Source organism: Aphanizomenon sp. UHCC 0183 (assembly GCF_009712065.1).
GTDB classification, from domain to species: Bacteria; Cyanobacteriota; Cyanobacteriia; order Cyanobacteriales; family Nostocaceae; genus Dolichospermum; species Dolichospermum heterosporum.
Map to the genome: position 1 here is coordinate 1 of NZ_VILC01000106.1, position 14009 is coordinate 14009.

Here is a 14009-nt window from a genome sequence, read left to right on the forward strand (position 1 = left end):
GGATCAGGGACTATAGGTGAAAGCTATGCCATCTTTGGGAAAGAGAATTTTGACTCAACCCTAAACCTCGACGACCCAAACTTTGGGCTTGATGACGGTTTGATTATCTACAGCTATAACCCGGATAACCCAAGTGATGACAACAATAGCTTAGGTTATTCTGTCAGTGACGCTGGGGATATCAACGGTGATGGAATTGATGACCTCATCATTGGTGCGCCCTATGCGAATCCCAATGGTAACAATTCTGGCAGCAGTTATGTCATTTATGGGCGTAGCAATGACAACCCCTTTAGCGATGATATTAACATTTACAACCTCAGTAGCAGCGATGGCTTTGTCATCAATGGACAAGATGGTGATCAATCAGGACTCTCTGTTAGCAAAGCTGGGGATATCAACGGTGACCGCATCGGAGACTTGATTATTGGTGCGAAAGGCAAAGGCTATGTGGTCTTTGGCAAACAAGATTTTGGTTCTAGCATCAATCTTTCTGACCTTGATGGTAGCAATGGCTTTACCATCAATGGTATTTCAACCCTTGATAACTCCGATTGGTATGTCAGTGGTGCTGGGAATATTAACGATGATGACATTGATGACATCATCATTGGGGCAAAAAATGCTAATAATAATGTTGGACAAGTCTACGTCATTTATGGCACAGAGGAAGACTTTGCACCTACCTTTGAACTCTCAAGTCTCGAAAGTCCCGACAGTCAAAATGGCTTTATAATTGACGGTGCTTCTATAGGTGATAAGTTAGGTAGCTCGATCAGTAATGGAGATTTTGATGGTGACGGTGTTAACGATTTAATTATTGGCGCACCTGGATCAGGGAAAGTCTATGTGCGGCTTGGCACTGGCACTGATACTGACACGGGAACCGACACGGGAACCGACACTGGCACTGATACTGGCACTGATACTGGCACTGACACGGAAACTGACACGGGAACCGACACGGGAACCGACACGGGAACCGACACGGGAACCGACACTGGCACTGATACGGGAACTGACACGGGAACTGACACGGGAACTGATACGGGAACTGACACTGGCACTGACACTGGCACTGACACTGGCACTGACACGGAAACTGTTAACGTTAACGATTTCCTCTCACTAATTAGTGATAATGTCTTCAATATCAAAGATAACGACGGCAAAGTGACACTAGAAGTAAAATTGACAGGATTCAATTTTAATGGTTTCTATGAAATAGGAGTATTTACTGTTGATGATGCGTCTGGTAAAATAGATGGAATTGTTCCAGGTGAACCTGGTTATGCAGAAAAAGCATTAGCAAAAGGTCAGATAATTTTCTCTACTATTACTAATCTTCCTGCTGGATTTGATCTCACTAGCCTCGGTAGGTTATTAGAGTTTAACTCCAATGACAATTTGAGATTCTATTTAGTAAAAGATGGTTCAACCGATTCTGTACTGAATAAGAACACACCCATTGGCAATGTTCTCTTTGCCAACCCTTCTACTGTAAAAATTACAGACTTGGGGTCTAATAGTTTCTCTCTAAATTGGGAAGATGGTTCTGGTAATCCAAGTGGATTCGACGATTTGCAAGTCCAGATTCAAGCAAATGATAAATCTATGCCTTTGGGTACAGCTTTGCAAAGTAAACCACAAGGCGAATCGCTGGATTTACGGGGTATTACTAGTGCAGTAACCGCTGATTTTACTGTTTACCGAGAAGCAAGTTACAACAATTTCGTTGGTTTCTATCGCGTAACTGATGGGAATGGCGGTATTGATACTAGTGGTGATGGTATCGCTGATATCCTCCCAGGACAGGATGGTTATGTGCAAGCGGCTCTAAATGGTCGTGTTTCTGATGTTAGTTTGAACGTGAATAACGGCGGAACAGCAGGTTTCAATACTACCCTTCAAGGTGGTGCTATATATGTACCATTTCTTGTGGCTAATGGTACACTTGATGCCCTACTTGATAGAAATCCTAATAATAACCCAGATATTTACTTCGTCTTCATGGGGGCTAACTCAGATGGTGTAGATCATGTGCGGATGTTAGGTGATAATACCTTTGGCTTTGAGGATTTACGTGGTGGTGGAGATAAAGACTTTAATGATGTGATTGTTAAAGTCAATTTGGCACCAGTAGTTTAGCTTAAAAGATATTTCTCCGGTTTAAATTCTGTTTAGATCCCCGACTTCTCTAAGAAGTCGGGGATCTTATGGGTCTATTGGACATTCTTGCCTTAAGCCGTAAACAATAGTTGTGTAACTGTTGTTAAAGCTTTGAGTCCTTTCAATGAACCCGTAATTAATCGAGTTGCTGCTGGGGGTTGACGGATTAATTCCCAAGCTAAGGGTAAAGGTTGTAATGAGCCATCTGCACCAATTGCTGATGTGATATTGGGGATGTCATGGTGAGCATCATCGCTAACTACTCGCAGGATGGCTACTTGTACTGGTGGAGAAACTGCGTCAGATGGTTGCTGGAAAAATTCGAGAAAAGCGTATCCTTCCATATCTACAACGTCAGCACCGGATTGTTCATGTAACTCGCGTTTTTGTGTGGCTTTATATAAGAGGCGATCGCTTGTTAACCCTTTGACTAAAGATACACGATCCCCAAGTTGATTATGTATATCTGTGGTAAAGGAATTATCGCCTTCTTGCAGATTTCCTTGATAAAGACAATTTTGATATAAAACAATATCTCCAATTTGATATTTTTGGCTCAAGCTACCGCACAAACCCATCATCAGCATCCGATTTGCTTGATTATGGGTGAACTGTTGTAAATATTTCCGCACTGGTTCGATTCCCATTGGTATCGCTAATACCTTGGTTTGAGAATTGGGGACGCGACTTAATCCGCGACAGACGGCTTGATATTCTGCTCCCTGGGGGACTAAGATCAAAGTTGACATGAGAATGAGAAATTTAGAAACTATTTTCGGCGTTGCTGATTAAGGGTATGAATTTTAGTCTCACGCAAAGGCGCAAAGACGCAAAGGTAAAATTTTTAAAGGTTCAATTTGGAAATTTCACACCTCGATTCAGCAACGCCCTATTTTCCTTTGACTACAAATAGTATAGAATACTAAGGATACAACGATTTAATGTTATCCGTGTCTGCCAATTTTAAATGGATAAAATAGCTAAATATCGAGAATATATTCAAACTTTGTTAACTAATTACGCCAAAGATGATGATGAAGAAGAACTACAACTGATTTTTGATACCCAAAGGGATCATTACCAATGGATGAATGTCGGTTGGCAAGAACTACATCGAGTTTATCGTAGTGTCATGCACTTTGATATTAAAAATGGCAAAATTTGGCTACAACAGAATTTGACAGACCAAAATCCTGCTGAGGAGTTAGTAAAAATGGGTGTTCCCAAAGAAGATATTGTGTTGGGGTTGCATCCGCCCTACAAGCGTCCATATACAGATTATGGTGTTGCTTAGAATACTTTGAACAAGGAACGAAAGAATTAAGGTTTACTATGACTAAACCTCTCCCACCATTTTCACCCTAGAAGTTCTATACTAACCTGTCAGTTGTCAGTGATCAAAAGACTGACAACTAATCACCAAGGACTCAAATAATTTTATCAGATGGTACAGACCAATACACAATCTACACGGGAAAGCTTCAATATTTCCAAATTAGCGATTAAGTTTTCTTGGTTGACAGTGTGTTTCTGGATAGGTATAGCGGTAGCTGGTGTGCTTGCATTCAGTTCCCTCAAATATGCTTTATTTCCAGACATCACCTTTCCGGTAGTGGTGGTAAATGCTCAAGCACCCTTAACCTCTGCCCTAGATACGGAAGAAAAATTAACTAAACCCCTGGAGGCAAGTCTCAAATCACTGACAGGACTTGAGGATATTCGTTCATCAACTTATCCTGGTCAAACTGCTGTAATTTCCTCTTTTGTGGTGGGGACAAATTTAGAAACTGCGACCAACGAAATTTCTCAAATCGTCAATCAATTAAATTTACCCAAGAATGCCACTAAAAAAATCATCCCTTTGAATCTGAACGAATCAGCGGCTGTTAGCTATGCCATTGAAAGTGCTACTGGGAAGATTGATAATTTACAGCAACTAGCAAAAGAGAAAATTGTCCCAGCGATCGCTAAATTACCAGGAGTCCTCAAAGTCTCTCTCTTAGGAGATGGCAACAGCAGGAGTCAAGAACGTAGGGGCGGGGTTTCCCCGCCCAGCACTCAGGAGGAAAAAAGGAATGTTTTATTACCCTCATCTGGAACCTTAGTCAGATTCAATGGTAAACAGGCTTTAGCCTTTCAAGTAATTAAAAAAGGTGATGCCAATACCCTAGAAGTAGTCAGTCGGGTAGAAAAAGAAGTACAACAGCTAAGGTTGAGCTTAAAAGATGTCACCCTCACCTTAGCTGCTACCCAAGCTGAATATATTCACAACGCCACCCATTCCACCATAGATGCACTGCTTGAAGCCATTATCCTCTCAGTAGTTGTCATCTTCCCCTTTTTATGGAATTGGCGAGCTACGCTGATTTCTGCCTTAGCCATTCCCATATCTTTGTTAGGAACATTTATCGTCATGGCGATATATGGCTTTAACCTAGAAACCATCACCCTGTTAGCCTTAGCTTTAGTCATTGGTTCAATAGTAGATGATGCGATCGTTGATGTCGAAAACATCATGCGGCATATAGAAGCAGGAAAAACCCCCCGCGAAGCGGCCCTCATAGCCACCAATGAAATTGGTTTAACTGTCACCGCAGCCACTTTGACAGCGGTAGCGGTATTTTTGCCTATCGGTTTAATGGGTGGAGTCATTGGTCAATTTTTCAAACCCTTTGGGATTACAGTTTCCGCTGCCATGCTCACATCCATGTTAGTCGCCCGAACCTTATCACCAGTCTTAGCTATTTACTGGCTCAAAGCGAAACCATCCAATTCTCCCCAAAAGCAACGTAAAATTTGGTTAGAATTTGATCAGGCTTACCGTAACTTGTTAGCCTGGTCATTGCAGCACCGCTTGATAGTTGTTGGCTTGGCAGTGGGTAGTTTAATAGCTGGTTTAGCCCTAATTCCCCTAATTCCCAAAGGATTTATTCCCAAACTTGATCGAGGAGAATTTAATATTGTCTATACTGCTCCTTTACCTAGTCTTCCTGGGGATCTTGCACAAGGAAGGACAGAAGGACTAGGACAACCAGGAGGACAGGCAGGACAAACGGGACAACAAGATAAATTAGGAAATTCGTCTTTGTCTGCTGCGGCTTTAGCTGCTTCATCATCTTCTATTCCCATTCCTAATCCTTTAAACGATTCTTTGGATGTTGCTAAGAAACTGGAAGAAGTAGTGAGGAAGTCTCCCGCAGTAGCAACTGTGTTTACTACTGTCGGTTCTCGTGAAGGTGAGCCAAATAAAGGAACGCTGTACGTTAAGCTGAAAACAGACTCAGAAGTGAAAACGGCAGAAGTACAAGACCAACTCCGCGCTGCTTTGCCAAAATTGGCGGGTGTAACTACAAGTGTAGAAGATATTCAGTTTGTAGACACAGGTGGACAAAAACCTCTGCAAATAGCCTTACAAGGTAATGATCTTCAAGCCTTAACGACGGCGGCTAAAGCCGTAAAAGCCCGAATTGAGAAAATATCAGGGTTTGTGGATGTGACTATTACAGGTGCATCTGTGCAACAAGATACTATTTTCCACATTGAACGTTTGAATAATCAGCGGGTAGCTTATATCGGCGCTAACCTGGGTCAAAATTTAACTTTGGGTGATGCGACTGATCAGGTGGTAGCAGAAGCTAAAGCAGTTATACCTGCGGGTGTTTCTTTGAATTTAGGGGGAGATTCTGCCCGTCAAAATGAGGTTTTTGGCAGTTTCAGCACGACTTTGGGGTTATCAGCACTTTGTATTATTGTGGTGTTAATTTGGTTATTTAAAAGTTGGGTAGACCCCATAGTTATTGGTCTTTCTTTACCTTTAGCAATCGTGGGGGCGTTGTTGGCACTGCTATTTACAAAAAGTGATTTTGGGATGATATCTCTAATTGGTTTTGTATTTTTGCTGGGGATTACTAACAAAAATGCCATCTTAATTGTAGATTACATTAATCAGTTAAGAGATTCTGGACTAGAAAGAACTGAGGCAATTCTCAAAGCTGGACCTGTCCGGTTGCGTCCCATTATGATGACAACTGCGGCGACAATTTTGGGGATGGTTCCCATTGCTTTGGGTTTAGGTGCGGGTTCAGAATTGCGATCGCCTATGGCTGTATCTATAGCCGGTGGTTTGGTCAGTTCTACTATTCTCAGCTTGTTTGTTGTCCCCGTATTTTACGCCATTTTAGATGATTGGTTTCCTAGAAAGAAGATAAAACAATAAAAACTCGTAGGGTGCGTCAAAAGTTAATTTAATAATTAGATGATGAATTAACAAGTTTGACGCACTGTTTCAGTAGAAAACTTTTAATTCTTAATATCCCTAACTTCTTGAACAAATTGGGGATATTTCACTAATATATCTATCGTCAGATATAGCTATATCTAACTCTTGGGGATGAAGTTAAGTGAATCGTTAAAGCCTAGAATACACTTACTATTGCCAAAGCCACCTTTAGTTTTAAATATTAAATTATAAGTTGGAGGTAATCAGTCATCATGTTTAGGACTTCTCTCACTCATAATTGTTTGATTGATAAGACAAATTATTGATTTGAATACTGGAGATAAAAAAATGGAATATACCGAGTTTATAACCCATGTTCAAAGTTTAGCTCAATCGGAATTTCGTGAAGAAGCAGAAGTTGCTACTCGTGCTACTTTTGAAAGTATTAAAAAAATTATTCCTAGTGATGAAAGAGAAGAATTAGCAGCACAAATACCCCAGGAATTGAGAGAATATTTGTATGGAGGTGAAACAGAACCTATTCAATCTTTGAATTTACAAGAATTTATTAAATGTATCAGTGACAAAGAAAAGGTAGAACCCACGATAGCTGCTATTCATGTGCGGGCTGTTTTTGCTGTTGTACAACTTGCTGTTTCTCCCGAAAATTTCCGCAAATTTTATAACTATTTCTCTCATGATTATGAGGAATTATTTACCATCTCACTCGCTTAGTTAAAAGAGATTTGTAAAGGGAAAATTTGAAAATACTCGATTTCTCTAAGAAGTCGGGTATATTTTTGTTTACTAAATATTGAAAATGAATTACTATAGATACAGAATCATCAAAATTAAAGTTAATTTCAGGAATTATGCTGACTTTTACTCAACGTCAACCACCTAATGATGATACTATAGTTACTTTCACTCTTTCACTGACTGCGGAAGAACGAACTCGTAGCCGCCATAAATTTACATTAGCAAATGGTAAGGAAGTTTTTTTGCGTTTGGCTAGAGGTACAGTATTAAATGATGGCGATATTCTCATAAATGAAAATGAAAGTATGAATATGAGAATTATTGCTAAACCTGAACCAGTTTTAACTGTATTAGCAGAAATTCCTTTATTATTAAGGGCTGCGTATCATTTAGGAAATCGTCATGTATCTGTGGAAATTACTCCCACTTATTTACGCTTATCTCCAGATACGGTTTTAGCTGCTATGTTGACACAATTGGGATTAGAAATTAAAGAGGAAGTTGTACCTTTTCAACCAGAATTAGGGGCTTATGGAAATCACTCTCACACATAGCCATTTTTTGGCGATTTTACAATTAGCAAGTCCAGCTTTACCTGTTGGTGCTTATGGCTATTCAGAAGGGTTGGAAATGTTAGTAGAAAATGGGACTATTACTAATATTGAAAATCTCCGAGATTGGCTAAAATCTGAGTTAATTTATGGCTCAATTCGCCTAGATGCGGCGGTAATGGTGAGGGGTTTTCATGCTATCCAATCAGGTGATAGGTCGGCTTTAAAGCGGTGGAATTTATGGCTATCAGCGGCGAGGGATACGGAGGAATTACGGGCTGCTAGTTGGCAAATGGGACGTTCTCTGATGCAATTATTGGGGAAGCTAGAACCGGATATTTTACCTGTGGTGAATGCTGTGGGTTATCCTAGCAATTATGCGATCGCATTTGCTATAGCTTGCGCTCATTGGGATATCAATATTCAAGCTGCTTTATTAGCTTATTTACACAGTTGGGCGAATAATTTAATTACTGCTGGTATTAAAATTATTCCTTTGGGACAAACTGCGGGACAACAGTTATTACTGTGTTTACAACCTTTATTAACTACTACTGTGGGGGAAATTTTGACAATGGCAGATGATGATTTAGGATGTTGTAATTGGGGTTTGTCTTTAGCGAGTATGCAGCACGAAACCCAATATACTAGATTGTTTAGGAGTTAAAAATTATGACGGCTTTAAGAGTAGGCGTTGCGGGTCCCGTAGGTTCGGGAAAAACGGCTTTGGTAGATGCTTTGTGCAAGGGTTTACGGGAAAAATATCAGTTAGCTGTGGTGACAAATGATATCTATACTCAAGAGGATGCTCAGTTTTTAGTGCGTTCTCAGGCTTTGTCAAGCGATCGCATTTTGGGTGTAGAAACAGGTGGTTGTCCCCATACTGCTATCCGTGAAGATGCTTCCATGAATTTAGCAGCAATTGAACAATTAGAAGAGAAATTTACCAATTTAGATTTAGTCTTTTTAGAAAGTGGTGGAGATAATTTAGCGGCTACTTTTAGTCCTGAATTAGTAGATTTAACCATTTATGTCATTGATGTGGCTGCTGGTGATAAAATTCCCCGCAAAGGTGGTCCAGGTATTACTAAATCTGATTTATTAGTTATTAATAAAACTGATCTTGCTCCCTATGTGGGTGCTGATTTGAATGTCATGGACAGAGATGCGAAAAAAATGCGCGGTGATAAGCCTTTTATTTTTACAAATCTGAAAACTCAAACTGGTTTAGGAGATGTGATTCAGTTTGTGAATGCAGCTATTTGTTAATTGTTTCATAGCGTGGCGTGGACATATCAGGATTTATAGAAGGTAATACATTTTCAAAAATATGTGCTATATTTGTATAGCATTCTAAAAATGCTATTAATTTTTAATTTCCTGATCATACACAAGCAACCGATTCAAGGATAAACTAAAAATATGGTAAATAATATCTCATTCATGGTTATGAGTAAAAATATTGATAAAATCAAAGATACAAGAGTAAATTGTTACTCTGTGATGACACAGTTCCAAGTAGAAGAATATCTAAAAATGGTAAAAAGTGCCTTTGAAAATAGAGGAGGTTTAGAAGGACAAAGAGATACTTTAAAAACAAATACTGCTATACGTATACGCAAGAGGATGATTCAAGATATAGAAGCTGGAGCAGTATTACCACCAATAGTTATAGGGGTGATTATTCCCCAGGATAATTTTGCCATTATTGAACAATTAGAAGACAATAATGCTTTTTTAGAATTTATTAACAAAATACCTGAAGATAGTATATCTATTATTGATGGTATGCAACGAACTAAAGCTTTAAGTGTAGCTTTAAAAGATAATGCCAATATTTGCAATCATAAAATTCGTGTAGAGTTTTGGATTGCTTCACAAATAAATAGCTTAATTTATAGAATGTTAGTTTTGAATACAGGACAAGCTCCTTGGGAGATAAGAAGACAAATTGAAACAGTTTTTCAAGGAATAATTAAAGAACTTAAAGAAAAATTTTCTGAAATTGAAATAATAACACTCACAGACAAAAATCACAAAAATAAACGTTCAAGTCCAGGACAATTTCAATCTGATGATATCATTGAATTATTTTTAGTATTTGGAGCTAAAAAGGTGAAAATAGATATTGCGGAAAAAGTAGCAGAGGAGTTTATAAAACTAGATTTTATAGGCTCAATATCAAATCCTAATTTTGCTAATATTTTTTATGAAGTAATGTTTTATTTGTATAAATTTGATCAAGCAATATCTCGATATCGAAATGGAGACATAGAAGGATATTTTCAGGAAGGTAAGGATTTATTTAGTAGTCAATCAGCTTGTATTGGATTTGTGACTGCGCTGGCTTTTTCTATATTAGGTAGACCTGGCAATGATTATAAACCAGAAGAGCAAAACCAAAAATGGCAAGATATCAAAAACAAAACCGATGTACTTTTAACAAAAATAGAGAACCTGAGTAATGATGAAATAGGTAATTTTTTAGATTTTCCAACATTAAATGAATTAATTAGTAAAAAACCAGGTAGAAAAAATTTCTTTGAAAGAGAGTTTTTTCTACAGGCTTTTAATTTATTAATTTCTGAAAAATTTAATATTGATAATATGACACAATGCTGGAGAGCATTATATTGAGATAATTATGTCTAGAAACATGAAAGAAGCTAATAAACATATATTTGATTTATTAGCTAGTTTTGTAGAAAATCAAAATATTGAAGTGTCTATTTTTAGGGATCATAAACGTTGTATTCAAACGAATGAAGATGATCAACAATGGTTAAAAAAACTAAAAATTACAAATCAACAATCAATTTTACCTTATTTCAGAACTGCAACTTTTGAGTTTGATCATAAAAATTACTTTGTGGCTATTGGTTGGCAACATAAATTAGAAATCGAACAAGAAATAATAGAAGAAATTAAGCTAAATGGAGGAATGCTTACAGCACTGTTATTTGAGTTAAAAGTTTCTGTTAAACAAACTGCTGATGCTTATCAAATAGCACAAGATATTTTTTATCCTCCCGAAAATGAAGAACTTATCAGATATGAATTTAGTCAGATAAATCATTTCTTTGAGCCAGTTTTTGTTTATCAAATTAATGATGAATGTCCATTTATTAAAGTTAAATCTGATGTAATTCAAATTCATACTGTAAATTTATCAGCATTTTATATTATTCAACAGAGGCAAATTATTTCTTTAAATTTTAGGGAAGAAACTCTTGTTGTTTTTGAAAGGTTGTTTATTGAATGTGTAGAAATGATGCAACTTGATACTTTTGAGAATTTACTATTTAGCTTAGTATCAGTTAGTTGGAAACATTCATTTCTTGATGTTTATCGGTGTATAGAAAGACTATTCTCAATTTCATTTTGGCAAGAATTTTATCAAAATTTAGGAATTAAAGATTCTTTACTTAACTTTTCTGCTAATATAGAAAATTATACTGATTGGCGACCAAAAGAAAAGGAAGCTATTAATAAACTTATAGATAGTGAACCCGAATATGCTATTAATCTTTTGAAGGAAATTAAAAATGATCTTGATGGTAACTCAAAAGGTAATTTAGGAGAGTTTATTTATAAAATTCGTAATTCTATTGTTCATTTTCGACCAGCAACAGAACCAATATCAATAGATGATAAGAATTGGGATAAGTTAATCAGAGCGTGTTTGTTAGTTATTGAATATTGCTATAATCAATACAAGGATGAGTTTAATGATAATTGTCAGAATCAGGTGGTTATCGAGCGAAGTCGAGATAATTTACAGGATTAAAGATTTTGAAAATGTTATAATCTTTCTCAGAACTTATGAAAAATATGGAATTTTCCTCCTTAACTGACAAATATTGATATGAATTTTCTTGTAAAAATCCAACGGAATTACTATATGTATAATTACAAACAAGCTATTTTATCATTATTTTTAGTTGTATCCTGCACTGTTATTAGCAGTTGTGATTCTAACAATACTGCTAATAACCCAACTCCAGAAACAACACCAAATAGCAAGATTAACCCCAGTCCCCAAAGAAAAGTACAAAAGTCTCCAACCCCCGTAGTTGAACCATATACCGCTAATTCTAATACCAAAGCTATCTCTGGGAAAACTACAAACGTCACCGTATACACAAGTGATGCCCAATGTCAAGAGCTAATTCCTCAAAAAACTGACGTTTCCGCAGCAGAACCCATGAATGAGGCCATAGGTAAAATATTCAAAGAACAAAATACAGCAGATTTCAGCGTATCTGGTTATCGCGTTAATGTAAAAAATGGTGTTGCGATTGTTGACTTACGAGTCGCACCAGATTCAAAAAGACAAGTATCTTCTCTTTCTAGTTGTGAACAGTTTGCATTGTTTAGTAGTGTCCGCAAAACATTAATTAGTAATTCTCAGTGGAAAATTAAAGATGTCCGCTTTACTGAGCGTGGAGAAGAGATTGCCCTGTAATGCTGGGGTTGAACGTGCTATATTTACAATAACCCAAGCATGGTAAAGATTTTCTAGTGATTTTGCCCAAATGCAAAAACACGATATTAAGATCAAAAAGTCCGAAGTTAAGGGAATAAAATCAATGGATATCAAACTAATTTTAGTGGGTTTAACTGTTATATTTACGGTTTCGTGCTTATTCTTTGGTACGAAAAATGGCTTTTATGATTCCGATAATTATCATGGTAATGGTTCTGCACATTAACAAGAGTGACAACTTAGGATTCCCACTTCTTTGAACTTTGCAGAGGAATATTGCTAAAAGCCAACTTTCTCAGCCAATAGTTTGATGGAGGGGAGGAGCAAATAATGAATAATATATCAATTGATGCTGGAACAACAGCTAACGAGTTGGAATGCTTTCCCTATAGTGTTCAGCATCAAGATGAAGGGGTGTGTCTACTGGTCAGGATGGGACCACACCGGATCATGTTAGATTTCGGTTTGACAAATATTTCCCCTGTAGCGCAGGAAATGACTCAATCGGCACATCATGGGATACCAGCGGATTTAGTCCTAATTAGTCATGCTCATCCAGATCATGCCAGAGGCTTATTAACACTACATCAAGCTTTTCCCCTATTACCTATTTATGCTAGTGAGGTAACAACGAAGTTATTACCGCTAAATTGGCCAGATGAAGAACTACCAGGAATTCTCTCATTTTGTCAGGCATTACCATTGCGATCGCCTGTAGAAATCAGAGAAAATTTAATAGTAGAATTATTTCCCGCAGGTCATTTACCCGGTGCTGTGGCGATTCTCCTCACTTACCACACCCCCAACCGTGATTATAAATTACTTTACACAGGTGATTTTTTCCTATCCAACTCCCGTTTAGTCGAAGGGTTGCGACTAGATGAACTCCGGGGTTTAAATTTAGACGTGCTATTAATTGAAGGTAGTTATGGTACATCCCGTCATACCCATCGTCGTAACCAAGAAAATCAACTAGCAGAAAGGATTCATCGCGCCATTAGTTCTAGTGGCACAGAGAAAAACAATTCAATAATTTTACCAACCCCAGCATTAGGATTAGGTCAAGAATTACTCATGCTGTTACGTTCCCATCACCACTTTACAGGTCGAGATTTAGATATTTGGGTTGATGGTGCTGTAGCTGCTGGTTGCGATGCCTACTTAGAACTTTTACCCCATCTCCCCGCCGCTGTCCAGAATTTTGCCCGACACCAACCTTTATTTTGGGATGAACGGGTAAAGCCTCGTGTAAGAAGATTAAAGCCGGAAAATCTAGCCACTTTAGGGACATCTCCTTGTATTGTTCTCACGGACTCTTCCGCAGATTTACGTAAATACTGCCAATATAACACAGGCAATTGGTTGATTCTTTTACCGGAAAAAATTGATCTTCCCGTTAACCCAGAATATTTAGCACCAACGAAATTTGAAAGTTATCTTTTAGCGCAACATAGTGATGGACCAGGAACAACCCAGCTAATTCATAATTTACGACCCCAGCACGTTATTTTTGTGCATGGTTCTCCCAGCTATCTAGCAGATTTAACTTGCTTAGAAGAGCTACAAAACCGCTATCATGTCCACTCACCAGCAGCCGGAACTCTAGTAGAATTACCAATTGGGGAAACATTTTTACAACCTGCCGCCCCAGAAACTAATTATGAGGGAGAGTTGACGGAATTAGGTACTGTTATTACCATCACTCTCCCTGATACAGTAACAGCAGACCCCCGCTGGAGACAATTCGCTGACACGGGTTTAATAGAAGCGCGTTGGCAGGGCGAAGACCTGGTATTGCGGGGGTTATCCCCACGAGAACTTGTAA

The 14009-nt window shown here is 37.9% G+C and carries 13 protein-coding genes; 12 read left to right on the forward strand and 1 reads right to left on the reverse strand.

What is annotated here, in order from left to right; all coding sequences use genetic code 11:
* The coding region (locus FJR37_RS22775; RefSeq protein ID WP_168467199.1) for a DUF4114 domain-containing protein at nucleotides 1-2148 on the forward strand (2148 nt) is incomplete at its 5' end.
* 92 nt (nucleotides 2149-2240) lie between these two features.
* Here FJR37_RS22775 and FJR37_RS22780 read toward each other — a convergent pair.
* Nucleotides 2241-2918 carry a phosphorylase gene (locus tag FJR37_RS22780; RefSeq protein WP_168467200.1) on the reverse strand — a complete coding sequence of 226 codons (678 nt, stop codon included), beginning with the start codon at nucleotides 2916-2918 and terminating at the stop codon, nucleotides 2241-2243.
* 218 nt (nucleotides 2919-3136) lie between these two features.
* Here FJR37_RS22780 and FJR37_RS22785 point away from each other — a divergent pair, with 218 nt between their 5' ends.
* The 11 genes from FJR37_RS22785 to FJR37_RS22830 all read left to right on the forward strand — a co-directional run.
* Complete coding sequence (locus FJR37_RS22785; protein WP_168467201.1) at nucleotides 3137-3463, forward strand: XisI protein; 327 nt, start codon at nucleotides 3137-3139, stop codon at nucleotides 3461-3463.
* A 150-nt stretch (nucleotides 3464-3613) separates the two neighbouring features.
* A complete protein-coding gene (locus tag FJR37_RS22790) occupies nucleotides 3614-6385 on the forward strand; it encodes an efflux RND transporter permease subunit (protein WP_168467202.1) in 2772 nt (923 codons plus the stop codon).
* Between the two features lie 351 nt (nucleotides 6386-6736).
* Nucleotides 6737-7123, forward strand: a complete 387-nt coding sequence (locus tag FJR37_RS22795; RefSeq protein WP_027403890.1) for a DUF2267 domain-containing protein — start codon at nucleotides 6737-6739, stop codon at nucleotides 7121-7123.
* A 137-nt stretch (nucleotides 7124-7260) separates the two neighbouring features.
* Nucleotides 7261-7701, forward strand: a complete 441-nt coding sequence (gene ureE, locus FJR37_RS22800) for an urease accessory protein UreE (protein ID WP_027403889.1) — start codon at nucleotides 7261-7263, stop codon at nucleotides 7699-7701.
* Nucleotides 7679-8365: an urease accessory protein UreF gene (locus FJR37_RS22805; RefSeq protein WP_039204197.1), complete on the forward strand. Its 687-nt coding sequence runs from the start codon at nucleotides 7679-7681 to the stop codon at nucleotides 8363-8365. Before ureE ends, FJR37_RS22805 begins: the two co-directional genes overlap by 23 nt.
* 5 nt (nucleotides 8366-8370) lie before the next feature.
* On the forward strand, nucleotides 8371-8967 hold the full coding sequence (ureG, locus tag FJR37_RS22810) for an urease accessory protein UreG (protein ID WP_039204195.1): 597 nt from the start codon (nucleotides 8371-8373) through the stop codon (nucleotides 8965-8967).
* 153 nt (nucleotides 8968-9120) lie between these two features.
* The gene (locus FJR37_RS22815; RefSeq protein ID WP_254434642.1) at nucleotides 9121-10335 is read left to right on the forward strand and encodes a hypothetical protein; all 1215 of its coding nucleotides are present in this window, start codon (nucleotides 9121-9123) and stop codon (nucleotides 10333-10335) included.
* Between the two features lie 7 nt (nucleotides 10336-10342).
* Nucleotides 10343-11485, forward strand: a complete 1143-nt coding sequence (locus FJR37_RS22820) for a hypothetical protein (protein ID WP_152608960.1) — start codon at nucleotides 10343-10345, stop codon at nucleotides 11483-11485.
* 114 nt (nucleotides 11486-11599) lie between these two features.
* On the forward strand, nucleotides 11600-12163 hold the full coding sequence (locus FJR37_RS22825; protein WP_039204209.1) for a hypothetical protein: 564 nt from the start codon (nucleotides 11600-11602) through the stop codon (nucleotides 12161-12163).
* A gap of 124 nt (nucleotides 12164-12287) precedes the next feature.
* Entirely contained in the window at nucleotides 12288-12410 is a 123-nt protein-coding gene (locus FJR37_RS27495) for a membrane protein (RefSeq protein ID WP_035083073.1), read from the forward strand.
* Nucleotides 12411-12514: 104 nt separating this feature from the next.
* A partial coding sequence (locus FJR37_RS22830) for an MBL fold metallo-hydrolase (RefSeq protein ID WP_168467203.1) occupies nucleotides 12515-14009 on the forward strand: 1495 nt, incomplete at its 3' end.

Coding starts and splice junctions, on each gene's coding strand:
- FJR37_RS22780 (WP_168467200.1), bottom strand. CDS start 2,918: ATGTCAACTTTGATCTTAGTCCCCCAGGGAGCAGAATATCAAGCCGTC.
- FJR37_RS22790 (WP_168467202.1), top strand. CDS start 3,614: ATGGTACAGACCAATACACAATCTACACGGGAAAGCTTCAATATTTCC.
- FJR37_RS22825 (WP_039204209.1), top strand. CDS start 11,600: ATGTATAATTACAAACAAGCTATTTTATCATTATTTTTAGTTGTATCC.
- ureG (WP_039204195.1), top strand. CDS start 8,371: ATGACGGCTTTAAGAGTAGGCGTTGCGGGTCCCGTAGGTTCGGGAAAA.
- FJR37_RS22785 (WP_168467201.1), top strand. CDS start 3,137: ATGGATAAAATAGCTAAATATCGAGAATATATTCAAACTTTGTTAACT.
- FJR37_RS27495 (WP_035083073.1), top strand. CDS start 12,288: ATGGATATCAAACTAATTTTAGTGGGTTTAACTGTTATATTTACGGTT.
- FJR37_RS22795 (WP_027403890.1), top strand. CDS start 6,737: ATGGAATATACCGAGTTTATAACCCATGTTCAAAGTTTAGCTCAATCG.
- ureE (WP_027403889.1), top strand. CDS start 7,261: ATGCTGACTTTTACTCAACGTCAACCACCTAATGATGATACTATAGTT.
- FJR37_RS22815 (WP_254434642.1), top strand. CDS start 9,121: ATGGTAAATAATATCTCATTCATGGTTATGAGTAAAAATATTGATAAA.
- FJR37_RS22820 (WP_152608960.1), top strand. CDS start 10,343: ATGTCTAGAAACATGAAAGAAGCTAATAAACATATATTTGATTTATTA.
- FJR37_RS22805 (WP_039204197.1), top strand. CDS start 7,679: ATGGAAATCACTCTCACACATAGCCATTTTTTGGCGATTTTACAATTA.